Here is a 26,667-nt window from a genome sequence, read left to right as displayed (position 1 = left end):
GCATATGCATCAAGCTGTTCACGGGATGTTCGCGAGCACCGCGGAAAGCACGCGGAGGGCGTCACGGAAGACACCCCGAAGAGCGCCGCGGCGGGCGCCGCGGAGGGCACCACGAAGGGCGCCGCCGAAGTCACCGCGAAAGCCGAAGTCCCGCCTCCAGGGGCTACCGGGCGGTAACCGGTCGAGAGACACTACTGACAAGCCGTCTCACACGGCCGCCGAAGCCGCCCGACCCCCGACGAGGAGCAGCATGACCGCCACGGTCTCCTTCACGATCGATTCGCCGCTGGGCCCCCGCACCACGACCGCCGCCTACGAGCGCAAGGGCGCGGGCGAGCCGCTCCTGCTGCTCCACGGCATCGGCCACCACCTCCAGGCCTGGCACCCGGTGACCGACATCCTGGCCGCCGAGTACGACGTGATCGCCGTCGACCTGCCCGGCTTCGGCGTCTCGGAGCCGCTGCCGCACGGGGTTCCGTACGATCTCGGCACCGTCGCCTCGGCGCTGAACGCGCTCTGCGCGGCGCTCGGCATCGAGCGGCCGCACGTCGCGGGCAACTCCCTCGGCGGACTGCTCGCCCTGGAGATGGGGCGCGTCGGGCTGGCGCGCTCGGTCACCGCCCTCTCCCCCGCCGGGTTCTGGTCGGAGGGCGAGCGCCGCTACGCCTTCACAGCGCTCCGCGCGATGCGCGCCGGCGCCGGCGCGCTGCCCCGCTCCGCCGTGGAACGGCTCGCCCGCAGCGCCGCCGGACGCGCCGCGCTCACCGGCAGCATCTACGCGCGCCCGGGACGGCGTTCGCCCGGCTCCGTGGTCGCCGAGACCATCGCCCTGCGCGAGGCCTCCGGCTTCGAGCAGACCCTGGCCGCGGGCGGCTCCGTACGGTTCACCGCGGATCTGCCGGGCCTGCCCGTCACCATCGCCTGGGGCAGTCGCGACCGGCTACTCCTGCGCCGCCAAGGCGTCCGCGCGAAGCACACCATCCCCGGCGCCCGCCTCGTCCGTCTCCCCGGATGCGGCCACGTGCCCATGAACGACGACCCGGCCCTGGTCGCCCGCGTCATCCTGGACACAACGGAGCGCGCCCGATGAGGTGTTGACGGAGCGCCAGGGGACCGCATCAGTGTTCACGCATGGTTCGCGTGCACGACGCGGGCGGTCCGGTGTGCCGCCGGTGTACGGCGACACACTGGTCCGGCCCGTCCCCGCCGGCCTCTGGAGACGCACCGATGGCACCTCTGCCGCACACCCGACGCTCCCTGCTCGGCGGTTCCCTCGCCGTCCCGGTGGGCCTCGCCCTGTCCGGCGCCCTGACGGGCGCCCTGTCCATTCCCGCCCACGCGGCGGCGCCCGCCTTCGCCCGCTCGGGCCGCCCGAACGCCTTCTGGGGCGTCCAGTCCGGCGAGATCACCGCCCACTCGGCCACCGTCTGGACGCGTTCCGACCGCCCCGCGCGGATGTACGTCGAGACCTCCCCGAGCGAGTCGTTCCGCTACGCCGTCCGCCGCCACCGCGGCCCGCTGCTCGGCCCGGACTCCGACTTCACGGGCACCACCACCCTGCGCGAGCTCCCGCCCGGACAGCAGATCCACTACCGGGTGCTCCTCGCCGACCCCGACGATCCGCGCCGCACCGGCGAGCCGGTCCACGGCACCTTCCGGACCGCGCCCGCCTCCCGCCGCCGTGACGTGCGCTTCCTGTGGTCCGGTGACCTCGCCGGCCAGGGCTGGGGCATCAACCCGGAGCTCGGCGGCTACCGCGTCTTCGACGAGATGCGCCTGCGGAACCCCGACTTCTTCCTCTTCAGCGGGGACACCATCTACGCCGACGGGCCGATCCAGGCCTCCGTACCGCTGCGCGACGGAACCCTGTGGCACAACGTGACCACCGAGGAGAAGGCGAAGGTCGCCGAGACCCTCGCCGAGTACCGGGGCAACTTCCGCTACAACCTGCTCGACGGCAACCTGCGCGATTTCAACGCCCAGGTGCCGGTCCTCGCCCAGTGGGACGACCACGAGGTGCGCAACAACTGGTACCCCGGCCAGATCCTCGACGACCCCCGCTACACCGTGAAGGACGTCGACACCCTCGCCGGCCGGGCCCGCCGGGCCTTCGGCGAGTACTTCCCCGTCACCGACCTGCGCGGCGGCCGCGCCGAGGGCCGGATGTACCGGGTGATGCGCTACGGCCCGCTGCTCGACGTGTTCGTCCTCGACATGCGCACCTACCGCGACGCGAACTCCCCCGGCCGCCAGACCGACGACCCCATCGGCATCCTCGGCCCCGAACAGCTGGCCTGGATCAAGCGCGAGCTCTCGCGCTCCCGCGCCACCTGGAAGGTCATCGCCGCCGACATGCCGCTGGGCATCGTGGTGGCCGACGGGGCCGCGAACTTCGAGGCCGTCGCCCAGGGCGACCCCGGGGCGCCGCTCGGGCGCGAACTGCAGATCGCGGAGCTGCTGCGGCACATCAAGCACCAGCGCATCACCGGGACCCTCTGGCTCACCGCCGACGTGCACTACACGGCCGCGAACCACTACGCGCCCGAGCGGGCCGCCTTCACCGACTTCGCACCCTTCTGGGAGTTCGTCTCCGGCCCCATCGGCGCGGGCGGCTTCCCCTCCGGCCGACTGGACGCCACCTTCGGCCCGGAGACGGCGTACGTCCAGTCCGCGCCCTTCGCCAACATGTCCCCGTCCGAGAATCCCCCGTACTACGGGGAGGTCGAGATCGACGGGGACGGCGGCGAGCTCACCGTCCGGCTGCGCCGCCAGGGAGGCGGCGTACTCTTCACCCGGACCCTGCAGCCCGGACGGGTGGGGCAGTAGGGTCCGACATCTGAAATCGGCCGGAAAACAGGGCGAAATCGGCCAGATGGATCCTTAACCAGTCGGTCACAGATCGTTCGTGATCACGCAACACCCCTGCGTCACAGTGGTCTGCATGACTGAGCGTATTGCTGCCCCTGCCCAGCGTCCCCACCGCCACCACTGGCGCCGCGACGTCGTCGAGCTCGCCGCTCTCTTCTGCGCCGTCGCGGTCGCCGACGCCATCGCCAACCTCGTGGTGCACGGTCCCCGCGGCCCGGTCCTGCTCGTGGCCTCGGCCGTCGCACTCCTGGTGACGGCGGCGTTCCACACCTGGTGGGCACGCCGCCACAGCCATGCGCCGCCGCCCACGGACACCGCGCCTTCGGACGCCGCGCCCACGGACACCGCCACGGGCGCGGTCGCGGCGACGGCCGGTACGGACGCCGCACTGGCCTCCGCCCTCTGGCGGATGCGGACGACCGTGCGCGACGAGCCCGGCAGCCTCGCCGCGCTCTGCACCGCACTCGCCCGGAGCGGGGTCGACATCCTGACCCTGCAGACGCACCCGCTCCCCGAGGGCGGCACGGTGGACGAGTTCCTGCTGCGCGCCCCGCATCAGCTGCCCTCCGCCGACCTCACCCGGGCCATCTCCGGCGCCGGCGGCCACAGCACCTGGATCGAGCGCGCCGACGCACACGACCTGGTCGACACCCCGACCCGCGTCCTGGGGCTGGCCACCCGCACCGCCCTGGACGCCGCCGAACTGCCGCTCGCCCTGCGCCAGCTGCTCGGCCGCTGCACCATCCACTCCATCCCGGCGACCACCCTCTCCGGGCGCCCCAACGCCGGCGCCGACGCGCCCGTCGAAGGCGTCTTGGAGGCCACGGTCATGCGGCTGCGCGACCCGTCCGGCGGTGCCATCACCATCGAGCGGCCCTACCTGCCGTTCACCCCGACCGAGTTCGCCCGCGCCCGCGCGCTCGTCGAGCTGGACGCCCGGCTCGGACCGCGGGTCCCGCGCAGCCGTGACGTACTGACCCTTCCCGAGGGCAACGAGATCACCGTCCGCCGCGCCGACGGCTCCGACCTGCCCGCGGCCCGTGCCATGCACGACCGCTGCTCGGAGCGCACCCTCGGCCTGCGCTACCACGGCCCCGTCGCCGACGCCGACCGCTACCTCGGCCACCTGCTGAGCCCGCGCTTCGGCCGCACCCTCGCCGCGACCACCGCCTCCGGCAAGCTCGTCGCCCTCGGCCACCTGCTCTGGGACGGCGACGAGACCGAGGTCGCCCTGCTCATCGAGGACGACTGGCAGCGCCGCGGCATCGGCTCCGAGCTGCTGGGCCGGCTGATCGGGATGGCCGTCGAGGCCGGATGCGACAGCGTGTACGCCGTCACCCAGGCCCAGAACACCGGCATGGTCGCCGCCATGCGCGGGCTCGGCCTCCCCCTCGACTACCAGATCGAGGAGGGCACCCTGGTGATCACCGCCCGGCTGGACGCGACCCCGGTCAGCTCCCGGCTGCCGTACGAGCTCCCGGGCGAATCCCTCCGCGGCCTACCCCGCAACCAGCAGTGACCCGGACCGGCTCCCCGGCCCGCTCCTGACCGGGCACCGGCTCCATCGCCCGGTCCGGCGCCCGGCCCGGATCGGCCCACAGATCGTCCACGTCCTCCAGCCCGACCGACAAGCGCAGCAAGCGGTCGCCCACGCCCGGGGCGTGGCGGTCCCCCTCGGCCACGATGAGGTGGCTGAAGGAGGCCGGGTGCCGTCCGGATCCACCCAGGTCACCCGGGTCCCCAGCAGGCCGCCGCTCAGCAGGTGGGCGCAGCCCCCGTACAACGGCCGTACGGCGCCCACGTGACGCGACTCCTTCATCCCCCGCACCAGCAGGCACGCCGACTACGCGGCCATCCCGCTCGCGAAGGCGACGGCGCTCTCGGTGCCTTCGAGCCGGGACAGGGCCGTCCCGAAGCAGGCGGTGGTCGGATCGTCCGGCCGGGAGCGGACCGGCGGGCCCCCGGGCCGGGCTCCGTCGTCCCGAACGCGTCGGCCTCGCGGGCCGTCTTCCCTCCGACGGGCCCGGACGACCACCCCGCCCACGCGGCCGATTCGGATCCCGGCGAGCTCCGGCGGCCGGTCCTCGACGAGTTCACCTCGCCCGTGAAGTCTCCAGGATGGAGGCCAGGTTGATCCTCCAGGAGCGGGATCGCGGGCCGCTGCCGCCCCCCGCGTCAGCAGGCTGACGATGTTTGGTGATGACGCGGACCCGTCCCGCATACGAAGATGTCCACATGTCAGACATCATCACCAGTGACAGCGCCGCACGGCTGCCCCGACAGGTCGCCGATGCCTACGTCGACGACCTCATCGCCATCGACCCGATCACGGGCACCTATCTCGGTGTCGCCGCGAGCTCCGGAAAGCTCCCGGACCTCTCCCCGGCGGGCCGCGCGGCGGCCGCCGAACTCACCCGCACCACGCTCGCGCGGCTCGACGCCGCCGAGCGGCAGCCGGGCGCCGACAGCGATGCCGAGCGCCGCTGCGCCCGCCTGCTGCGCGAGCGCCTCAACGCCGAACTCGCCGTCCACGAGGCCGACGAGGATCTGCGCGCGGTCAGCAACATCCACTCCCCCGCGCACTCGGTCCGCGAGATCTTCTCCCTGACCCCGGCCGAGACCGACGAGGACTGGGCGGCGATCGCCGAACGGCTGCGCGCCGTACCGGTCGCGTACGCGGGCTACCGCGAGTGCCTCGCGCTCGGCCTGGACCGCGGCCTGTTCGGGAGCCCGCGCCCCACCGCCACCTTCATCGAGCAGCTCACCGCCTGGGCGGGCGAGGGCGCCGAGGGCGAGGGCAAGGAAGGCTACTTCGCGGAGTTCGCCGCCACCGGCCCCCAGGCCCTGCGCGCCGAGCTCGACGCGGCCGCCGCCGGCGCGACCGCCGCCGTCTTGGAACTGCGCGACTGGATGCGGGACGTGTACGCCCCCGCGGTCGAGGGCAAGCCCGACCCGGTGGGCCGCGAGCGCTACGCCCTCTGGTCTCGCTACTTCAACGGCGCCGACCTGGACCTGGACGAGGCGTACGCCTACGGCTGGTCGGAGTACCACCGGCTGCTGGCGGAGATGAAGGCCGAAGCCGCCAAGATCCTCCCGGACGCGGGTCCGTGGGAGGCGCTGGCGCACCTGGACGTGCACGGCACCCACATCGAGGGCGTGGATGAGGTCCAGGCCTGGCTGCAGGGCCTGATGGACGAGGCCATCGAGAACCTCGACGGCACCCACTTCGAACTCGCCGAGCGGGTCAAGCGCGTGGAGTCGCGGATCGCCCCTCCGGGCGGCGCCGCGGCCCCGTACTACACGAGTCCCTCGGAGGACTTCTCCCGTCCCGGTCGCACCTGGCTGCCGACGATGGGCCAGACCCGCTTCCCCGTCTACGACCTGGTCTCCACCTGGTACCACGAGGGCGTTCCGGGCCACCACCTCCAGCTGGCGCAGTGGGCGCACGTGGCGGACCAGCTCTCCCGCTACCAGGCCAGCATCGGTCTCGTCAGCGCCAACTGCGAGGGCTGGGCCCTGTACGCGGAGCGGCTGATGGACGAGCTGGGCTACCTCAAGGACGCCGAGCAGCGCCTCGGGTACCTGGACGCCCAGATGATGCGCGCCACGCGCGTCATCGTGGACATCGGCATGCACCTGGGTCTGGAGATCCCGGCGGATTCGCCGTTCCACCCGGGCGAGCGCTGGACGGTCGACCTGGCGCAGGAGTTCTTCGGCCTGCACAGCGGCCGGCCGGGCGACTTCGTCGAGAGCGAGCTGACCCGCTACCTGTCGATGCCGGGCCAGGCGATCGGCTACAAGCTGGGCGAGCGCGCCTGGCTGCAGGGCCGTGACAACGCGCGCGCGGCGCACGGCGATTCCTTCGACCTGAAGGCCTGGCACATGGCGGCGCTGTCCCAGGGGTCGCTGGGCCTGGACGACCTGGTGGACGAGCTGTCGAAGCTCTGACCACCGGGACCGCACCACGGTAGGACGGACGGGCCGGCTCCCCCCTCGCGGAGTCGGCCCGTCCGTCGGTCCGCCCGTCCGCCCGTCCGCCCGCCCGTCCGTACCTGCGGGGGCGGCCGGTCTTCAGCAGCCAGTCCTGAGGAACCAGTCCTCAGCAGCCGCAGTCGTCGGAGTCCGTGGGCGCGGTCAGCGGGTCGGCCTCGGGGCGCTGTTCGCGGCCCTGCCAGGTCTCGACCTCGAAGCCCTCGCGGATCCAGTACTCGATGCCGCCGAGCATCTCCTTGACCTGGAAGCCGAGCTGCGCCAGGGCGAGCGCCGAGCGGGTGCCGCCGTTGCAGGCGGGGCCCCAGCAGTAGGTGACCACGGGAACGCTCTTGTCGAGGAGGCGCTCCGCCTGCTCGGCGACGAGGGCGTTCGGCAGGTGGACGGCCCCGGGCACGTGGGCCTGGTCCCAGGACGGGGTCGAGCGGGAGTCGACCAGCTGGAAGCCGAGCTCGGCGCCGTCCTCCCGGTGGGCCTTGAAGGCGGCGGCGACGTCCGAGACATCGGCGTGGAAGGCCAGGCTCGCCGCGAAGTAGGCGGCGGCCGCGGCTGGTGCGGCCGGGGGAACCCGCAGGACGGGGTTGGTGGAAGCGGGCGTGTTCGTGGTCGTCATACCGAGAAATCTACAATTTGTTGATCACTCCTCGGCGAGGGCCTCCCCCCGGAGACCGACATGTCCCCGAGGGTCCCCGAGTATCCCCCGAGGACCGGTTTCACCCCGTTGACCAGGGGTTTCAGCCCGTTCCGCCCGCCGTGCGATGCCGCACCACCGAACCCCCGCGCTGCTTGACGATCTCCAGCTGGGCCTGCACCCGGGTCCGCAGGTCGGCGACATGGCTCACGATGCCGACACTGCGGTCGCGCTCGCGCAGCGAGTCCAGTACGTCGAGCACCTCGTCCAGCGCCTGGTCGTCGAGGCTGCCGAAGCCCTCGTCGATGAAGAGGGTGTCGAGCCGCATGCCGCCCGCCTCGTCGGTGACCACGTCGGCGAGGCCCAGCGCGAGCGCGAGCGAAGCGAAGAAGGTCTCGCCGCCGGACAGGGTGGCGGTGTCCCGCTCGCTGCCGGTCCAGGCGTCCACCACGTGCAGCCCGAGCCCGGAACGCCCGCGTCCGCTCGCCTTGGCGTCGGAGTGCAGCAAGGTGTAGCGACCGCCCGACATGCGCAGCAGCCGTACCGTGGCCGCGGCGGCGACCTGCTCCAGCCGGGCCGCGAGCACGTAGGCCTCCAGCCGCATCTTGCGCTCGTTGTCCGCGGAGGTGCCCGCGGTGAGTCCGGCGAGCCGGGCCACCCGTTCGTAGGCCTCGCGCAGCGGTCCCAGGGAGCGCAGCTCCCGCTCCGCCTGGAGGGAGAGCCCGTCGAGGTCCTTGCACCGGACCCGGGCCGCGTCCACGGCGGACCCGGCCGTACGAAGCTTCGCGGCGGCCAGCGCCGCATAGGCCTCGGCCTCCTCCGGCGCGGCCGGGGGCAGGGCCGCCGCCGCGGCGGTGTCGCTCTCGCCGAGGCGGTCGGCCAGCATGGCCTCCTCCGCCTGCCAGGTGTCCGTGCGGCGTTGGAGCGCGCTGCGTTCGTACTCGGGGAGCACGGCGTCGGCCGCCTCCTCGGTGGTGTCGAAGCCGGCCTTGAAGGCGGCGTCGGCGAGCTGGTCGTCGGCCTCCTTCAGCCGGGCGGCGGTGGTTTCGGCCCGGCGCAGCGAGACGGCCGCCGCCGTGACCATGCGGACCCGGTCCTCCAGGACTCCGGCGCGGGCCGCGACGCTGGGCGCTCCGTCCCGTACGAGGGCCAGCTCCGCTTCCAGCGAGGCCTGTTCCCGGTCGAGGGCTTCGCGGCGCGAAGCCCGCGCCGCCGCCCGGGCCTCGGCTTCGCTCCGCTCGGCGCTGCGCACCGCGTGCTCCCGCTCGGCGCGGGCCAGCCGCTCGCGGGCGGTGTGCAGCCCGGCGGCCGCGGCGTGCGCCTCGGCGTGACGGGAACTCAGCGCGGAGGTGAGTTCGAGGAGTTCGGCGGTGGTGGCGTCGCCGGCGACGGCGGCGGCTTCTGCGCGGGTCTGTCGGACGGCTGCCAGATCGCTCTCCACCGCGGCCCTGCGCTCCTCGGCCCCCTCGAAGCGGGCGTGCGCCGCCTCCTCCGCGGCCCGGTCGACGTGACCGGGGGCGGGCCGGGCCGGGGAGGGATGCTCCGCGGCCCCGCACACGGTGCAGGGCTCCCCCGCCACCAAGGCGGCTGCGAGTTCGGCGGCGATCCCGCGCAGCCGGGTCTCCTTGAGCTCGAGCCAGCGTTCCCGGGCGGCGGCCGACTCCTCGCGGGCGGTGAGCAGTTCGGCCGAGGCCTGCTCCGCGTCCGCGTCGAGGGCGTCGCGCCGCCGGGCGGCGTGCAGGTGCAGCCTCGCGGGCTCCAGCTTGCCGGCGAGCTGCTCGGCCAGGGTCGCGGCCTGCTGGGCGGCGTCCGCGCGCCCGGCCAGCTCGGTCCGGGTGGCTTCCCAGCGGCCCAGCCACTCGGCGGTCTCCTGCTGCTGCTCCTCGGCCGCCCGGGATTCCCGTTCCAGGTCGGCCCGTTCGCGACCGATCTCGGCGCTGCGCTGCTCGGCGCGGCGGGCGGCTCCGAGTGCTCCCAGATCCTCGCGCAGCCGCTGCTCCACGGCGGCCAGCTGCTCGGTCCCCGCCTCGGCGAGCTGCGGCGGCAGCTCCGCCCGGGCCACCGACTCCGCGTGCGCGGCGGCCATGTGCGCGCCGGCGGCGGCTCCGCGCAGCTCCAGGGCGGGGGCGACCAGGGCTCCGCGCCGGGCCCGGTCGAGCAGGGCGCGCACCCGCTCCCGCTCCGGACCGGCCTCGGCGAGCAGGGCCGCCCGACGGGTGGTCTCGGCGTGCCGGCGCTGCAGCCGGTCGAGCTCCCGTACGTCCTCGGCGGCCCGCCGGGCGGCGTGGTAGCGCCCCTCGACGGCGGCGAGGGCGTACTCGGCGACGGTGAGCCGCTCCCGGGCGGAGCAGCGCGCGACGGCGGCCCAGGCACGGATCGCCCCGGCCAGCCCGGGGTCCCCCGGCTGGTGCCGGGGCAGCGGCCAGGCGCGCAGGTCGGCGGCGTCCCCGGCGGCCTGGGCGAGGCGCTGGGCGGTGTGCAGCACCTGCTCGTCACCGGCGCGGACCTTGGCCTCGGCGGCGCGGCGGCGCTCACCGAGCAGGGTTTCCACGGCGGCAAAGCGGCGGGTGTCGAAGAGCCGGCCCAGCAGCCGCCCGCGCGCCACCTCGTCGGCCCGCAGGAAGCGCGCGAACTCCCCCTGCGGCAACAGCACGACCTGGCAGAACTGCTCGCGGCTCATGCCGAGCAGCTGCTCGATCTCCTCGCCGATCTCCTGATGGGACCGGCTCAGCGCGCTCCAGCCGTCCCCGTCGTACTCACGCAGCCAACTCTGCGCCTTGTCCTTGGTCGTCCCGGTCCCGCGCTTCTTGGGCCGGTCCTGTTCGGGGCGCCGGGTGATCTCCAGGCGCCGCCCGCCCGCGGTGAGTTCGAGGGTGATCTCGGTCGGGGTATCGGACGCCGCGTGGTCACTGCGCAGACTGGTACCGGGGGCCTGCCGGGAACCGGGCACGGACCCGTACAGGGCGTAGCACACGGCATCCAGGACGGAGGTCTTGCCCGCGCCGGTGGGCCCGTGCAGCAGGAAGATCCCGGCGCCGGAGAGCGTGTCGAAGTCGATCTCCTGAGGCTCGGCGAAGGGCCCGAAGGCGGTGATGCGCAGCCGGTGCAACCTCATCGGTGGGTCTCCTGCCGGCTGTCCTCGGCCCGCACCTCGTCGAAAGCACCTTGAAGCACGTCCCGCTCGGCCTCGTCGGAGAACCCGCCGCCCCCGCGCACGTGGGCGACGAAGTCCTCGGCGATCTCCCGGTCGCTGCGCCCCTTCAGCCGCTGCGCATAGGACCCGCCGGCGTCCTCGCTCCGGCCCTCGGGGTCGAAGGCCAGGCTCAGAACATGGGGGAACCGCGCGGCGAGCCGGGCCATGGGATCCTCGGGCCGGACGGCGTCGGTGAGGGTGGCCTCCACCCAACAGTCCTCGTACCGGGCGTACGCCCCCTCGGAAAGCAGCTCCTCCAGCGGCCCCCGAACCCGAGCGAGACCGCGCGGCACGGGAGTGTCGACCCGCTCGGCACTCACGATCTCCCCGCCCTCCCCCATCTCCACGAGCCACATGCTCTTGCGCTGATCGGCCTCGGAGAAGGAGTAGGCGAGCGGGGAACCGGAATAGCGAACGCGTTCATTGATCACCTGGCAGCCGTGCAGGTGCCCCAGCGCGACGTAGTCGACCCCATCGAAAACGGAGGCCGGCACGGCCTCGACGCCCCCGACGGTGATGTCGCGCTCACTGTCACTGGCCTGCCCGCCGGTCACAAAGGCATGCGCAAGCACAACAGACCGCGTCCCGGGCGCCCGCCCGGCCAGATCGGCCCGAATCCGCCCCATGGCCGCCCCGAGCACGGCCTCATGGCTCACCTTCGAGGCCCCGAACTCATCCTTGACCAGCGCAGGCTCCAGATACGGCAGCCCGTAAAACGTCACGTCCCCGTGTACGTCGCCCAGCACCACGGGGTCGGCACACCCGGCGGGATCGGTCCTGAGGTGAATCCCGGCCCGCCCGATCAGCCCGGCCCCGACCCCAAGACGGCGGGCGGAGTCATGATTACCGGAGATCATCACGGTAGGAACGCCAAGATCGGCAAGTCGGTGCAGTGCCCGGTCGTACAGCTCCACGGCAGGCAACGGCGGCACGGCCCGGTCATAAACATCACCGGCAACAAGCACGGCGTCGACCTCGCGCTCCCGCACGACCTCAACCAGATGATCGATAAAAACAGCCTGAGCACCGAGCAGGTTCACCCGATGAAAGCTCCGCCCCAGATGCCAGTCGGAGGTATGCAGGAACTTCACAGAACGACCCCGACCTGCACGTTTACCCCTACGACCCCTCTAAAACCAGCACGAACCGACCCAGGACTCACAGTCGCCCCCCTGCCACGCTAACGCATGCCACCTCCTGAGCCACCACACGCCTCAGTCAGGGTGGCCGCCAGCGAACGAGCCGGAGGGTCACCCGCGTCGGCAGCCCACGCACCGGCACCGGGGCAAGAAGGCCCGTACCTGGCTCCAGCGGCAAGCACGGGGCCAGCACGTCAAACGACCGATGCCGTGAAAGGGGCAGCGGGAGCGAGCCCTGCCCTATCGAGGCCTTGCTTCAACGCCTCGATGGCCTCGGCTCCTGCGGACCTCGATCTCGGCGGCCGTCACCGGCAAGCTTCACGATGCTGGCCTCGAACCTCGCCGCCGATCTCGATGCCTGGATGAGGCTGCTGGCCGGCCCTCCACGATGCCGAAGGCCTCGCCCAGGGCGAGCCCGACATCATGCGTTTCGCCTTTACGACCTGCCCGCCCGCCTCGCGAAACACGCACACCGCCGATGGCTGCGGCTCGAGGCCACCTGGCCCTGGAGCGACGCCTTCACCACGTGCCGGCGCCGACTCGGCGCACTACCCGCCGCCCCCTGAACCGGGAGCCGCCACCCCAACTAGGCCAGGAAGACACGCGAAGCTCCTGGCGGACACGGCGATCTCGGTCGAGAACCCGTCCACCAGGAGCTTCGTCGTTACGTGCAACCCTTCACCACCAACAGTCCGGCAGCACCCTCAGGTGAGAAGGGGCTCAGCGTCAGGTGGTCGCCGAAGAGACGTAAACCATGACAAGCGAGTCGCCCCGTCTATCTACCGCCACCTGCCTGTACGTGCCATGCAAGTCACTGTCGGGAATTGGTATGGCCAAACCCGAAACGTCAGGTCCGGACTGGATGTCCCATCCCAGTTTCGCCTCATCCTTGGAGTCGAATGGCGAATGGCCGGGTAGCATATCGAGCTCACTCTGCCCGAGATTCCTCAGAAACTGGTCCAGTTGAGCTTGAGTCGCCTCAAACCGAACCCAGAGGTCCATGCCTGCACCACTACTCTTGTATTTCCAGTGTTCGACGGCCTGAACGTCACCCGGAATCGGGAGTCCGTAGCGTTTCAAGTCCTCTGGACTGGGACGGCCCTGAAATCGCTCGTAGTGGTCACTCCGCACCTGAGTACGCCCGCTGGGCGCAGCTGACTGGACCGCACTGCCGCACCCGGCGAGCGCCGCGCCAGCAAGGAGCGCCAGGAGAATTTTCAGGCTCTTCGCGTAGGCCATTATGGCGTCCCCGTCATGCGCGAACTTCCGTACACGTTGAAATCTTGGGCCAGCCCGACGGTGTGCAGGTGAGCAATCTCGGGCTGAGTGAAGTGAAGCCCCATCGGACCATCGAGATCATCCCGATTCTCACTGGGCACTCCCCAGTCGTATCTTTTCCTGATTTCCAAATTGTAGGAAGCGACCTTTCCGTACGTGTCAACCTTAATATCGGAAACGCGCCACTGGAAACTATTGAGGGCATAGTACCAGTCTAGACTGCTATGACCGTCATCCTCGTCAGCGCGAGTCTGCCTCCATCCGGAATCGCTTCCATCCTCATCCTGGAAGAATTCGGATACTTTTTGCTTGAATCGCGGAATTTCCTCGATCATCTGATCCGGATGAAGAATGAAATCGTCCCCCGTATTATCGAGATAATGACTCAGCAGTGCCCAGCCATTCAACCATCCCTTGAACCAAAGTCCGGTTACGACGTACTGGAGTCGATTGAATACTTCGCGATCTTTCTTACCGGGTGATTCCTTGTCGTAGATCCTATCTTCCGTGTCACTGTAGTCATTGGTATGTCTGGTGGTTCCGCCGCCGTTGGTTCCGCCGGTGCCGCCAGCTGTAGCTCCGGGGGGGCCGGCGGGGGGGCAGGCGAAAATGCAGCCAGGGGATGTGCCTGCTCCTGGGGTTTCGCCTGGGCGAGTACCCGATTCGCAACCGCCACGTTCATTGGGGACACAGAGACCCGTTGGGTCGCTGGAGGTGACCGGGTTGTTGTTGGCGTAGGTGTAGCCGTTGAGGGACTGGTGCTGGTCGAGGCTCAGGATCGGGTCGACGCTGATGAATTGTCCGGTGTAGGGGTCGTATTCGCGGGCGCCGATGTGGGTGAGTGCGGTGTTGGTGTCGGCGGACTTCCCGAGGAAGCGTTTGTCGTCGGGCCAGGTGCCGACGGTGTTGCCTCGGGGGGCGCCGAAGGGGGTGATGTAGCGCTTGCTGAACGTCTGCTCGTCGCCGCTGTCGATGGCGACTGAGGAGGTGCCGTGGTGGTCGCTGGAGAGGAAGGAGACCTTCGAGGTGCCTGTCTCGTTGCTGCGGACTGCTACGCGCTGGCCGCCGAGGGTGTAGTAGCGGTTGGCCCACTTCTTGGTGCCTTCGAGGTGGACCTCGGTGGACCCGGCGTACAGGACGGTTTCGCCTGCGGTATTGCGGCGGATGAGGAGCTCGCCGTCGGCGTCGTACAGGTAGCTGGTGGTGTCGGTTCCCTCGACGAGCCTGCTGAGCTTGTTCTCCCCGCTCCAGGTCAGCACTTGGCTGTCGCTGCTGGAGGGAGAACGAAGGCGCTTGGTGGAGTTCCCGCTCTCGTCGTAGGTGTACTGGTCCGCGACCGCCGTGCAGTCCGTCCCGGTGGTGCTGGAGACGAGGGCGTGCCTGCGGGCGGTGTCGTAGCAGTAGGTGCGGTTGGTGGTGCTGGAGCTCGTGTGCGTGGTCTCCGAGGCGCGCTGGCCACCGGCGTTGTAGGTGTAGGACTTCCAGTAGGAGGCGGGTCCTCCGAGGTTGGCCGTGGTCCGTCCGGCACTGGCGCAGTCGGCGGTGCTCGGGGTCCAGGCTTCGGTTACGCGGCGCTGGCCGTCGTAGGTGAAGCACTGGTAGTCGGCCGCGCTGGCGCCACTGACCGTGGCCTTGTCGAAGATCGACGTGACGTTGCCGGCGTCGTCGTGCGTGTACGTGCTGTCCTGGACGAGGCCGTGGGTCGGCTCGTAGACGGTGGTTGCCTTGAGGCGGCCCGTTCCTTCCTCGAAGGTGTTGGCGATGTCTACGTCCTTGACGCCGAGCGCTCCCGAACGCGAGAGCTTCATCGTCTCGAGCCGGCCGAGAGGCGAGTAGCCGACGCTCTGGACGTACCCGCTGGTCCCGGAGAGACCGTCCGGCAGGAAGTAGCTGTTGTAGTCGGTGCTGATGGTCTCCGAGGGAAGGCCGCCGGCCGCGGGCTCGGAGGTGCTGGAGACGGTGCCGTCTGCCCAGAGGTTCGTCTCGTATGCGGTGGTCGCATTGACGGCGCCCGAGGTGACCAGCGCGTCGTCGGCGGGCAGCGTCAGCTCGGTCTTGCTGGGACGGCCGAGGTAGTCGTACTCCGAGACCTTCTTGGTATAGGCCTTCCCCGTCGTGCCGCCGACATAGCGAATGGAGGCAGTAGGCGCACCCCGCAGGAGAGTGTCGTAGGTCCAGGCGGCCAGCTTGTTGGCGTCCGTGCGGGAGGTCTGCCACTTGGCGGTCTTGCGGCCGAGCTCGTCGTAGGAGTACAGGAGCGTGGTGCCGCGTGCGTCGTCCGTGCTGGAGATCTGATCCAGCGACGTGTAGTGCGTGGTGGTCGTCCCGGTGTCCGGATCGGTGACGGTGCGCTGACGGCCGTAGAGGTCGTAGGTGTATGACCACTTACTGCTGTCCGGCCCGGTGACCGCGGCGGGCTTGCCGTCTCGGGTGAGCGTGTACTTCACGCTGGTGTACGCGGTACCGAGGGTGGCGCCGTACGCACTGTCATCCGGCTGCTCGCCCGCGTACGTGCGGGTTTCCGTCGTCCGACCCAGCGTGTCGGTGATGGTACGAGCGGCCGTGCCCCCGTCAGGTGCAGAGGTGGCTACGGAGTCGCCGGTGTAGCTGGTGGCCGTGGACCACTTCTTGGTGCCGTTGACCCACAGCTCGGAGGTCGTCGGGCGGCCTGCGGCGTCGAAGGAGGTCTTGGTCTGCGGGAAGGGCCCTCCGGCGGTGACGGCGTCGTAGTCGCCGTCCGGTGTGTTCTTGTCGTCCCAGGCGTCGGCATAGGTGTCGTAGGCCAGGCCGCGGGAGTCGTAGCGGGTGTCGGTGAGGATCCGTCCGCCGTTGGGCGACAGGGTCTGGGTCTGCAGCGGACGCAGCAGGGAGTCGGCGACGGCGTAGACCGGGGTCCGGTAGGTGGTGTTGTCGTGCTTGAGCTGGGTTATCGAGGTCCAGGGTGAGGATCCGCGCTTGAAGGAGTATCCGTACCTGATGTTCGGGGTCTCACCGCCAGTCTGGCTGCGATTGCTCAGCCAGGTGCCGGTGACGCGGCCGAGCGCGTCGTAGGCGCTGGTGGTGATCTTCGCGTTGGCGTCCTCGCCCTTGATCACCGCACCGCGGGCGGGGTCGAAGTAGGCGTAGGTCCGGTGGGTCTGCCCGTTGGAGTCCAGCGTGGGCTTGGCGCTCACGGTGGCCGTGAGCGGGCCGACGGTCGCCGGGGTGTAGGCGGTGGTGGAGGTGTTGCCTGCCGCGTCGGTGGCGCTCAGGGGCCGGCCGAGGATGTCGTAGGTGGCGCTGGAGAGCTTTTGCCAGCCGTCCGTCTCGGACGGGGTGCGCGGGTTGGTGCCGCTGGCGGCAGGGTAGGCCTTGGCCCGGCCGGTCCAGGTCGCAAGTCCCTTGGTCGGGACGCGCCCGTCCTTCCACCCGGTGACCGTGGCGTCGTCGTAGACGGTCGCGGTGTCGGAGATGACATCGCCGCGGGTGGTCAGCGAGGAGGGCAAGGTCAGCTTGTCATCGGTGAGGTCATTGCCGTCGGCATCCACGCAGGCCTGGGCCACGGTCCGGGTGCGAGAGACCAGGTTGGTCAGGCCAGCGGCTGGGTTGCGGGCGTACCAGGTGTTGGTGCAGGTCTCGTCGCCGCTCTTGGCGTGGTCGCCCAGGGCGCTGACACGCGCGATCATGCCGTAGTCGTCGTACGAGTAGTCGGTCTGGGTCCGACGGAAGGTGTCGGAGGCGGTGAGGTACGTGTACTGATACGCCCGCGACGTACGAACCTGTGAGGCAGTGATGGTCTTGTCGACGATCGGCTTGCCGTCGCTGTCCTTCGCAACCTGCCCCGCATCCGTCATCTTGTAGACGTTCTGCGTGGCTGTGTTCGTGTACCCCGGGTAGTTCAGGGAGGACGCGATGATGGTCGACCCGTTGTAGGTGACCGACTGGCGCAGGAAGCCTGCCACCTGGTCGTAGTCGGTGGAGTCCGACGTCGCGATCGGGCCGGCGCCGTCGATGTCGATGACGGGCACCTTGTTGGTGCGGGTGACCTTCGGGTCGGCCGTCTTGTCGCCGTACATGCCCTGCATGTACACGTTGGTGGTCTTGGAGCGGTTGGAGCCGACGCCCGTGTAGGTGGTGACCCTGCCGTAGCCGCGCCAGCTGGACCAGGTGCGATCCTTCTCCTTCGTCATGGGGTCGTCGTTGTAGCGCCAGCCGGGCTTCTCGTAGTCGTACGAGTTGGACACGGTGGCAGCCGTGACGGCGTCCTTGGTGGTGATGTTGGTGACGCGGTACTTGTGGAACCAGTCCAGGCGCGTATCGCCACCGTTGACCTTCCACTTCACCGGGTAGCAGGGGCGTGCGTCGTCGGCGTTGTCGTCGACCGCCGTGGGCATCTTGGTGCCGCTGACACACTGCGGGTCGGAGAGGGTGACCGTGGTCGTGGCTCCGGTCTCCGAGGTGATGGTGCGGATGCGGGGGCGATTGATCGGCAGGATGTCGTCGCCCGGTACGTCGACCCGGTTGGGCCGGTTGTCGTAGACGATGTCGACCGGGTCCAGCTTGAGGTCGGTGCCGTTCTTGCCGGTGCGGGTGACCGACTTGAGGACCAGGCTCCGGTCGCTCGGGTCGTTGAGATTGACCGGCGCCGTGTATCCGGAGACGAGGGCGTAGCTGTCGACGTCGGTGAAGGCGTCAGGCGAGACAGCCGTGGACCAGACCTGCGTGGTGATGTTGGTCAGGCGCTTGCGGGTGAAGAACGACGGACCCGTGGACTTGCAGTCTGTCGCCGTGCTCGCGCAGATGGTATCGAAGGGCACATCGGGCCAGTTGTCGGCAGTGTCCTCGGTGAGCGAGGAACAGTCCGACTCGCAGCGCTCGTCGTAGGTGAATGCGACGCGGCCGGAGGCGATGCCGGTGAAGAGCGCGTCCGCCCTCTGCCCGTACTTGATCTCCTTGAGGTAGCCACCACGCGTGTAGGCGCCAAGAGTCGTCTTGTCGCCGTTCTTCGCGTAGTAGTTGCCCTCCTTGGTGTACCAGTACGTGGAGGCGTTGCCCTGCAGGTCCTGGACCAGGTCCAGGTTCCAGCGCCAGGCCTGCTGAACCGAACGGCCGGAGAAGCTGCTGCTCTTCTTGTAGCCGGGCTCGCCTTCATCGTCGCCGAAGACGGGAACGGTCCAGACCGAGTTGGTTTCGGTGTCCGCGGGCGCGCCGGGGAGCTTGTTCAGGCCGAAGGTGTAGGTGGCTCCGTCACTGGTGACCACCTTCCAAAACTCACCGTCGGTGTCATTCGGGTCGGTGGTGGTGTCGCCGTCATCGGTGCTGACGGCACCCCGACCGCGGATGACCTTGGTGGCGTCGTCGTTCTTCAGGCGCCAGGTGTTGCCCGTCGCATCCGAAGGGTCCTTGACCAGTTCGCTGGCCTTGCCGTTCAGGACGAGGGAGGCGTTGTCGTACTTCCAGCACTGGTCGTGCTTGTCCGCCTGGGCGTCGTCGTCGCACGAGGCGTACTTGCGCTCGATGTAGGACGAGGCCAGGTCGAAACCCTCACCGACCTGGGACCCCTGGTTGTTGGTGGTCGCGGTGCGGCCATCGATGAACCCCGAGTCGTACGACAGGGCCAGCGAGGGCGCAGGACCCGCTGCTGCGGGCGGCACGGTGAGCGGATAGGACCAGGTGAACGATCCCGATGACCCGCCAGCTTCCCAGGTGGAGGAGCTGGCCAGGGGGGTGGCCTTGTAATCGCCGGCACCTGAAGTCGACGCGGCACTCGTGGCCATCACCGCGAGCACAGTGGGTGCAGCCGAAGCGGCACTCAGCAAGGGCGTGCTCGGGAGTTCCTGAGCGCGGAGCAGGACACTGCCTGTCGTGGCCGGCTTGGCGCCGGCCAGGGTGACGTTGGCGGAGAGTTCATGGCTGGCGATGTCGTTGTTGGAGGCGACGGGTGTGGTCGTGCGGCACTCCGGCTTGTCCGGGGTGGTCAGCGCGCAGCCCGGCAGGGTCACCAGGCCCAGGCGGGTCGACCAAGAGCCGCCGATGGCCGATGCGAACGAGTCGTAGTTCACCTCGACCCGTGCGGTGCCGGGTGTGGCGGCGGTGGCCGTGAGTAGCACGCCGGTGATGCCCGCCTTGCGGGCCGCCTGCTGGTCCAGCACCTGCACCGTGGCCTGACCGGAGGCGGCGGCGCCCGCGCGGGCGGTCTTGGCCGGCGGGGCGACGGCCACCAGGGAGTTGGCGGCCGGGGCACTGGCCAAGTCGCTCTTGAGGGTGGTGGCCTTGGGCCAGGTGTTCTTCGGGTTGGCCTTAGCGCGTTCGGCTTGGGCCTTGTCCTCGGCCTTGAGCTTGGCGATCAGCTCGGCTGAGGCCATCGTCTCGACCGGCACCGAGTTCACCTTCGCAGGCCGGTGCTGCGGGCTCGACGGTCGGCCGGGTGCATCTGCGGCGCTGGCGAGGGGGGCCGTGATCGAGCCGGTTACGGACAAGGCCAGGGCGAGGACTCCGATGATCGGTGTTCTCGCCAACAGACTTCTTTTTCTTGACACAAAAACTCCTGGAGCGGACGAGCCGCAAGGTAGAGGTGTGTGAGTGAGTGGCGATGAGCGCGCGGAGCACAAGGGCCGAGCGGCCGGGGTCGCAGAACGAGACCCCGGCCGCTCAGTGCTGGCCACGGCTGCCAAGAAGTGGCAGCCGTGGCCGGTCTAGGTGAAGTCCTTGACCTGTTCGGCGTCGATCATGGCGCCGGTCCATACGCGGACGTCGTTGATCTTGCCGGGGAGGTAGTTGCCCCAGGCGTCGTTGACGAGGCCCTTGCCGACCGCGAAGGTCGTGCTGCCCGACTCGGTGGCGTAGAAGTCGTCACGGTCGGAGACGTAGTTGCCGTCGACGTACAGCTTCAGACGGTTGTCCTGGGCGTTGTGGACGACGGTGACCTGCACGGAAGTGTCGAGCTCGGCTCTGGCCGGGCTCACCGACCAGGTGCCGGTGCCATCGGCGTTGAGGCGGCCGAAGTACCAGTTGCCGAGGACGGAGGTCACCAGCTCACCGGTGTCGGGGTGGTGGGTGGTTTCGGTGGCGGTCTTCTTGAACCACAGGCCCCATGCCGCCCCGCCGCTGTTGCGCTGGCCCAAGACCTGCGCGATGTACCCGTTGGGCTTGGCGATGAGCTTTTCGGAGTCGAGTTCGACTCCGGCGGTCGCGGTGAACGACCCCATTTCGTCGACGATCGGTCCTGCTGCCCATCCGTCGCCCGTGGTCCCGTTGAGGAGCAGCTTGCCGCCTGCGATGGTCGCACCCGAGGACAGGGTGAGGTCGCGGTCGTAGCCGGAGGTGTCCGTCAGGGTGCTTCCGGCGACGGTGTCGGGGTTCCAGCGGGCCGAGAGCTCGACCATGTTCCGGCCGGTGGTCTTGTCGTGCATCTGCACGTCCGCCCGCAGCGATTCCGCGCTCAGGTCGGACTGCCAGACGGTCATCTCGTCGATGAGGCCGGGGAAGTCGTTGACCCAGTCACCGCGGTACTGGTTGCGACCGATGGTCAGGGGACCTGTCGCGGCCACGGGCTTGAAGTCCGAGGGCAGGTCGATGCCTTCCTGGAAGTCGCCGTTGACGTAGAGCCGCAGTCGCCTGGCGGCCTTGTCGTACACGACGGCGACGTGCGTCCACACCTTGGGAACGGTCTTCGCCTTGGCGTTGACGACGTACTTGATGCCGTTGGAGTTGGTGTCGTCCGTGGTGGGCAGCGCGGCCGACCAGGTTCCGTTCGCGCGGTGGGTGATGTTGACCGCGCTCATGTATTTGCCAGCGACACCCGCCATGGAGAACGTCTTGTCCACACGGTCAGGGCGCACCCAGCCCGCGATGGTGAAGGATTCCTGGGTGTTGATCACGGGCCCGGAGGTCGCCGCGTAGTCATCGACACCGTCGAGCCGCAGAGCCGTGTCCTCGTCATTGCTGCTGAGGAGCCAGCCGCGGCGACCGTCCGAGGGACGGGTGGCACCGTTGCGCAGATCGGCCGGATCGGGCGAGACGTCCCTGGTCGCGGTGTCCTTGGCATCGTCACCGGACATGTCGTAGAAGTTCCAGTGCGCCACCGGATCAGGATCCTCGTTCACGGCGAACCGGAACGTCGCCAGCTCTCCCAGGCGCCCGCCGTTCACGTTGTCCACGCCCTTGACGTAGACCGTGTTCAGCCCTGCGTGGTGCGGGGCGATCTCGACGGACGAGCTGGCCGCCACCGAAGCATCGGCCCAGTCGCTGTCCCCGTCGATCTTGTACTTGTACTTGACGACCTTGGAGTCCTCGCCCACGGCCGGACGGAAGATGAACTTACCCGGCAGTCCCGGCTTGCCGCTCGCCGTGCAGCTGGTCGAGGTGCACTCGTCGTAGAGGCCGCCGGTTGAAATCCTCGGGGGCTTCGGCGCGGACGAGTCCAGCTTGAAGTAGCAGGTCACATAGGGACTTCCCGCGGTCGCCACGTCGGCGGCGAAGGACCTGGTCCAGGTGAGCATGCGGTACGTCTTGCCGTCCTGCAGGGTCGGCATCAGTTCCGGTTCGGCACGGACCGAGGCATTGGCCCCGTAGTAGCTGTTGCTGGGGCTGTCGATGAACGGGCCGCTGTTGACCTTGACCCAGTTCGCCCCGTCCTGCTTCTCGATGAGGAAGGCCACGCGCAGCCGCGCCTCCGCCTCACCACCCGGCTGGACCTCGGTCGTGGCGCGCAGCTCGGGCGTGGAGTCCGCGATGGTCGTCGCCTCACCGAGGCTCGTCTCGCACGGCGTTCCGTCGACGGTCTGGGCCGTCGGAGTGGCCGGGTTGCTGATGTAGTCCACGGTGAGCGCGGCGTCGTTGCGGAAACGCTTCCAGGCGCTGGTGTCGCTCTCGTTCTCCGCCCGCAGTTCCAGAGTCAGCGGAGAGTTGCCGGTCGCCCAGGCGGCGACCGTGGACGTCAGGTTCTCGTCCTTTTCATCCGGATTGTCATTGAACTCGATCGGCGCAGCCGGAGAGTTCGGATCGCACGACGATCCCCGTCCCGCAGAGACCAGACGGTCGCCCATCAGGTCCGCGTAGGCCGGCTTGGTTCCCCAGGTCGTCGACTTGGTGAAGCTGCCCGCCGTACGCACGAGCCACACGTTGCGCGGGTCGCACTGGAAGGACCACGGCTCCGTGACGGTGAAGGTCGCGTCCAGGACCCTCTTGCCGCGCAGGTTGTCCGGCGTGAACTGGAAGTAGAGCCGCTGTACGTAGCCCGGACCGCAGTAGTAGCCGGCCCACGAACCGCACTCGCCCACGCCCTTGCCGAGGTTGTCCTCGCCGTTCTCCCAGGCGTAGTCCTCGTACCCGTCGTTGCGCAGCAGAAGACGCTGAACGCTGTAGTCCGCGTTAACGGACGGGTCGATGTACAGGGGGAAAGCCGCAGGATCCTTCTGCGCCATGAGCTTGGCGTCCGGGACGACGGTGAGGCTCGTGGCGTCCACGGCCAGGGGCATGGTCGCCGACTGATCGCCGAGGCCGGGACCGTCGAACGGCGACTCCTCGCCCTTGACCGACCCGGCCACGGGGCCGGTACCTTCCGCGGTCACCGCGGCGCGGCTGTTCAGCAGGACGGAGCCCGGCTTCGCCCCGGCAGGCGCTGCTTCCGGGCCGGCCGAGTCCCACATCCGGGCCGGCGGCGCCTCGAAGACCGTCTGGCCGTCGCTGTTGCGAGCCGTCAGTCCGTTCTCCTTGGACCCGGCGACGTCCAGGCCCTTGGCCTTGAGCGCGAACTTGACCTTCTTCAGCGCCGGGCTCGCCGCGGCCTGGGGGGTCTTGACGACGAGGACCTCGCGGAAACCCTCCACCGTGGCCGTCATACGAAGATCAACGCCCGGCAGTACCTCCGCGTAGGTGGCACTGGCCCCCTCGAGCTTCGGCTTGGGCAGGGCCTTGCCCCAGCCCAAGCCGAAGGTACGGCCGCCCCGCTCGATCTTCACGAGGTCTGATTTGGCACCGCCGCCCGAGAAACTCAGACCGACGACGGCGGCCTTCGGCCCCACCGTTCCGTCCGGCCGAACCACCAACGTGGCATCAGGCTTTACCCAGGCACCATCCGCACTCTTCGCCCGGACGGGCACGACCGACTGGACGAGGCGGAACGACTTCCCATCAGGGTTCGCAAATGTGGTCGTGAACTCCGAACGCTCGCCCACGACTTCCACACGCTGGCCGCTCTTGGCAGCCTCTTTCGATGCCCGCTGCGCCTCAGGAAGCGGCGCTTCCGCTGCAGCCGGCGGCGTACCAGCCCCATAAGCGGGCGACGCTCCGACGAGCAAGGCCACACCTATCGCGGTACTCAGAGCACGGCGAAGCCGTCTCCGTTCTCTTACTGACATTTACCCGCCCCAGAAGAAGGATGAGGGCCTCCCCAGGCCCTCCAAGGCGACGAGACTCTGCACGTCACACAGCAGAGGCTAAACATTTCATTAGAATCCATCAACACCGAATCGATGGACCGTTGATCACCTTAAGGTCGAATTTGCACCCACAACTGACGCTACGTCACCGCGTGCAGAATTATGCCCAATGTGGACACACCGGTGAATCTCTTCTCGGATTTTTAGGCGAAACTTTCGGTCGACCGACCGGGTTCACAACCCCGCCGACACTCCGCCTGACAAAGAGGCGGCACCGACCTGACCTCACATCAAGTCGCGCCATGAACATGACATGAACCAATGGTTTCACAGTTCACTCCTAAATTTCCAAAATCAGAAAGTTCCGAGGCGTCATTGAACGCAACCTCTTGACGCGCGAATCCGGCCGACCGACTTTCTTTCTCCCGGGGCCACTGAACTGCATATTTCCAATACAGGAATGCTCCGATCGACCAAAAATCCGTGGCGGCGCGTACGGCGGCGGCCGCCTCGGTGGACCTCGACGGGCGATCCTCCCGAGGCGGTGACCAGCCCCGCCGCCTACCGTGGAAGCAAGAGCCCTACCCCTTCGGGGAGGCGATCGACATGACCGGAGAGACCTACGACGCCGTGATCGTGGGAGCCCGCTGTGCGGGCGCGAGTACGGCGATGCTGCTGGCCCGCCAGGGCCACCGGGTGCTGGTGGTGGACCGGGCGGCCTTCCCCAGCGACACGCTCTCCACCCACCTCATCCACCCGCCCGGGCTCGCGGCCCTGCGGCGCTGGGGCCTGCTGGACCGGGTCGTCGCCACCGGCTGCCCGGAGATCACCACGTACACCTTCGACCTGGGACCCCTCGTCATCTCCGGGTCGCCGGCGGGACTGGGCTTCCAGGGCTCGTACGCGCCCCGGCGGACCGTCCTCGACAAGATCCTCGTCGACGCGGCCGTGGAGGCCGGCGCCGAGGTGCGCGAGAAGTTCACCGTGGAGGGCCTGGTCACGGAGGGGGACGCGGTGACCGGCATCCGCGGCCACGGCCCGGACGGGGCCGCGACCACCGAGTACGGCCGGGTCGTCATCGGGGCCGACGGCGCGCACTCGATGGTCGCCCGCGCCGTGGACGCCCCCCGCTACGCGGAGAAGCCGAAGCTCCAGGTCAGCTACTACACGTACTGGGCGAACCTGCCGATGCACGGCGGGTTCGAGGCGTACATGCGGGGCGACCGCGCCTTCGCGGCCTGGCCCACCAACGAAGACGTGACGCTGGTGGTCTGCGGACTGCCGATGCGGGACTTCGAGGCGAACCGCGCCGACATCGAGGGCGGATACCACGAGACCCTGAACCGCGTGCCGGCCTTCGCCGACCGGATCGCCTCCGCCACCAGTACCGGACGGCTGGTCGGCACCGCCGTCGAGAACCACTTCCGGGTCCCCTACGGACCGGGGTGGGCGCTGGTCGGCGACGCCGGGTACCTGAAGGACTTCATCACGGCCCAGGGAATCCAGGACGCCTTCCAGGACGCCGAGTTGTGCGCGGGGGCCCTGGACGACGCCTTCGCGGGCCGCGGGGCCTTCGACGACGCCATGCTCGGCTACCAGCAGGCGAGGGACGAACGGGTCATGCAGATGTACGAGTTCACCGCCGAATTCGCGGCCCTCGAACCTCCGCCGCCCGAGATGCAGCGGGTCCTGGGCAAGGTCGCCGAGAGCCAGGACACCATGGACGGCTTCGTCCGCGTGAACGCGGGCGTCACCAAGCCCGGCGAGTTCTTCTCCGACCCCCGCCTCGTGGGAGCGGCGCAGCCGGCGAGTTGATACCCCCGCCCCGGCCGCTCAGGGCGCGTACGTCTCCCCGCCCGGGGTGAGGGTGGCGCTCCCGGCGGTGCTGTCGGCGAGCCAGGCCTCGAAGGCCGGCAGGTCGGACTCGGGGAGGGCGATCTCGATTTCCACGGCGGCCCCGTAGCGCACGTCGATCACCGTCCTGCCGGTGGAGCGCAGGTCGTTCTCGGTCTTGCCGGCCCGCTGGTGGTCGACGGTGACGGTGACCAGCCGGTAGCGGTGGCGGGTGACGGTGCCGAGCACGTCGAGCGCCTCCCCGACGACCCCGCCGTAGGCACGGATGAGGCCGCCGGCGCCGAGCTTCACGCCGCCGTAGTAGCGGGTGACGACGGCGACCGCGTAGCGGATGTCCCGGCGCGTGAGCATTTGCAGCATCGGCACCCCGGCGGTGCCGCCGGGCTCGCCGTCGTCGCTGGCCTTCTGCACGGAGGCGTCGGCGCCGATGACGTAGGCGAAGCAGTTGTGCGAGGCGGTGGGGTGCTCCTTGCGGATCCGGGCGACGAACTCCTGCGCCTCCCGCTCGGTCGCCGCGGGCGCGAGCGCGCACAGGAACCGCGAGCGGTTGATCTCGGACTCGTGCACACCCTCGCGGGCCACCGTCACGTACTGGTCTGCCTTCACCCGTCCACCCTAAGCCGTGGTCGAGCCCGGGCCGGCCGACCAGCAGGCGGCCTACCTGCGGCAACGGACCCCGCTGCACCTGATCGAGACCAGCCCGGGACCGCTGGGGAACCCACGGACTCGACGACGAGGACCCGACGTGACGGAGCCCTGCCGTGCTTACGGGGAATCCGGCATGCGCCTTTTCCGTTGACCGGGCTGACAGCAATCAGCGGTCAGGACCAGCAGGACCGACAGAACCAGCAGAACCAGCAGAACCAGCACCAGGAGGCGGCACACGTGTACGGCGATCCGGCAACCATCCGCAAGATCCTCACCGAGCTCGGCGACACCTGGGCCGTGGTGGGCCTGTCCAACAACCGGGACCGGGCCGCGTACCGCGTGGCAGAGGTTCTCCAGCGGTACGGCAAGCGCGTGATCCCCGTGCACCCCAAGGCCGAGACGGTCCACGGCGAGCAGGGCTATCCCTCGCTGGAGGCGATCCCCTTCAAGGTGGACGTGGTCGACGTCTTCGTGAACAGCGCGCTGGCGGGCACCGTCGCCGACGAGGCTGTCGCGAAGGGGGCGGAGGCCGTCTGGTTCCAGCTGAACGTGGTCGACGAGGCCGCCGCCGCCCGCACCCGCGCGGCCGGAGTAGACATGATCATGGACCGCTGCCCGGCGATCGAGATCCCCGCCCTCTGAGGCCCCGGGGGTCCTCCCGGCCTTCAACCCTTTCAACGCGGCTCAAGTACCCAAACCGCCCAA

General features: G+C 69.6%; 14 protein-coding genes and 1 pseudogene. 6 read left to right on the top strand and 9 right to left on the bottom strand.

The window, feature by feature from the left end:
• Window positions 1-250 precede the first annotated feature (250 nt).
• The 3 genes from OHA37_RS33280 to OHA37_RS33270 all read left to right on the top strand — a co-directional run bounded on the left by OHA37_RS33280 (window position 251) and on the right by OHA37_RS33270 (window position 4,387).
• Window positions 251-1,090 carry an alpha/beta fold hydrolase gene (locus OHA37_RS33280; protein WP_266910811.1) on the top strand — a complete coding sequence of 280 codons (840 nt, stop codon included), beginning with the start codon at window positions 251-253 and terminating at the stop codon, window positions 1,088-1,090.
• A 137-nt stretch (window positions 1,091-1,227) separates the two neighbouring features.
• Entirely contained in the window at window positions 1,228-2,826 is a 1,599-nt protein-coding gene (locus OHA37_RS33275) for an alkaline phosphatase D family protein (RefSeq protein ID WP_266910809.1), read from the top strand.
• Window positions 2,827-2,941: 115 nt separating this feature from the next.
• Window positions 2,942-4,387 (top strand): GNAT family N-acetyltransferase, encoded by a 1,446-nt coding sequence (locus OHA37_RS33270; protein ID WP_266910807.1) that lies wholly within the window; start codon window positions 2,942-2,944, stop codon window positions 4,385-4,387.
• Here OHA37_RS33270 and OHA37_RS33265 read toward each other — a convergent pair.
• Window positions 4,320-4,550 carry a PLP-dependent transferase gene (locus OHA37_RS33265; protein WP_266910787.1) on the bottom strand — a complete coding sequence of 77 codons (231 nt, stop codon included), beginning with the start codon at window positions 4,548-4,550 and terminating at the stop codon, window positions 4,320-4,322. The two genes, OHA37_RS33270 and OHA37_RS33265, sit on opposite strands and share 68 nt — an antisense overlap.
• 26 nt (window positions 4,551-4,576) lie before the next feature.
• Window positions 4,577-4,843, bottom strand: a pseudogene (locus tag OHA37_RS33260) (PLP-dependent transferase); the annotation flags it as partial.
• Between the two features lie 260 nt (window positions 4,844-5,103).
• Here OHA37_RS33260 and OHA37_RS33255 point away from each other — a divergent pair.
• On the top strand, window positions 5,104-6,816 hold the full coding sequence (locus OHA37_RS33255; RefSeq protein ID WP_266910785.1) for a DUF885 domain-containing protein: 1,713 nt from the start codon (window positions 5,104-5,106) through the stop codon (window positions 6,814-6,816).
• A gap of 151 nt (window positions 6,817-6,967) precedes the next feature.
• Here OHA37_RS33255 and OHA37_RS33250 read toward each other — a convergent pair whose 3' ends face one another.
• The 6 genes from OHA37_RS33250 to OHA37_RS33225 form a co-directional block, all read right to left on the bottom strand.
• Window positions 6,968-7,471 carry a rhodanese-like domain-containing protein gene (locus OHA37_RS33250; RefSeq protein WP_266910783.1) on the bottom strand — a complete coding sequence of 168 codons (504 nt, stop codon included), beginning with the start codon at window positions 7,469-7,471 and terminating at the stop codon, window positions 6,968-6,970.
• Between the two features lie 121 nt (window positions 7,472-7,592).
• A complete protein-coding gene (locus OHA37_RS33245; RefSeq protein ID WP_266910781.1) occupies window positions 7,593-10,604 on the bottom strand; it encodes an AAA family ATPase in 3,012 nt (1,003 codons plus the stop codon).
• On the bottom strand, window positions 10,601-11,773 hold the full coding sequence (locus tag OHA37_RS33240; RefSeq protein WP_266910779.1) for an exonuclease SbcCD subunit D: 1,173 nt from the start codon (window positions 11,771-11,773) through the stop codon (window positions 10,601-10,603). The genes OHA37_RS33245 and OHA37_RS33240 overlap by 4 nt, the downstream gene beginning before the upstream one ends.
• 774 nt (window positions 11,774-12,547) lie before the next feature.
• Window positions 12,548-13,060 (bottom strand): hypothetical protein, encoded by a 513-nt coding sequence (locus OHA37_RS33235; RefSeq protein WP_266910777.1) that lies wholly within the window; start codon window positions 13,058-13,060, stop codon window positions 12,548-12,550.
• The gene (locus OHA37_RS33230) at window positions 13,060-19,458 is read right to left on the bottom strand and encodes an RHS repeat domain-containing protein (RefSeq protein ID WP_266910775.1); all 6,399 of its coding nucleotides are present in this window, start codon (window positions 19,456-19,458) and stop codon (window positions 13,060-13,062) included. Before OHA37_RS33230 ends, OHA37_RS33235 begins: the two co-directional genes overlap by 1 nt.
• A gap of 315 nt (window positions 19,459-19,773) precedes the next feature.
• Complete coding sequence (locus OHA37_RS33225) at window positions 19,774-23,040, bottom strand: LamG-like jellyroll fold domain-containing protein (protein ID WP_266910773.1); 3,267 nt, start codon at window positions 23,038-23,040, stop codon at window positions 19,774-19,776.
• Between the two features lie 1,026 nt (window positions 23,041-24,066).
• On the opposite strand from OHA37_RS33225, the gene OHA37_RS33220 reads away from it, so the two are divergent.
• Window positions 24,067-25,275 carry an NAD(P)/FAD-dependent oxidoreductase gene (locus OHA37_RS33220; RefSeq protein WP_266910771.1) on the top strand — a complete coding sequence of 403 codons (1,209 nt, stop codon included), beginning with the start codon at window positions 24,067-24,069 and terminating at the stop codon, window positions 25,273-25,275.
• A gap of 18 nt (window positions 25,276-25,293) precedes the next feature.
• On the opposite strand, the gene OHA37_RS33215 is transcribed toward OHA37_RS33220, so the two are convergent.
• Window positions 25,294-25,920 carry a YigZ family protein gene (locus OHA37_RS33215; RefSeq protein ID WP_266910769.1) on the bottom strand — a complete coding sequence of 209 codons (627 nt, stop codon included), beginning with the start codon at window positions 25,918-25,920 and terminating at the stop codon, window positions 25,294-25,296.
• A 279-nt stretch (window positions 25,921-26,199) separates the two neighbouring features.
• Here OHA37_RS33215 and OHA37_RS33210 point away from each other — a divergent pair, with 279 nt between their 5' ends.
• Complete coding sequence (locus tag OHA37_RS33210) at window positions 26,200-26,604, top strand: CoA-binding protein (protein WP_266913304.1); 405 nt, start codon at window positions 26,200-26,202, stop codon at window positions 26,602-26,604.
• Window positions 26,605-26,667 lie beyond the last annotated feature (63 nt).

It is taken from the genome of Streptomyces sp. NBC_00335 (genome assembly GCF_036127095.1).
Taxonomy (GTDB): domain Bacteria; phylum Actinomycetota; class Actinomycetes; order Streptomycetales; family Streptomycetaceae; genus Streptomyces.
Note: the sequence above shows the minus strand (reverse complement) of the source record. Positions and strands in the feature narration are given on the sequence as shown.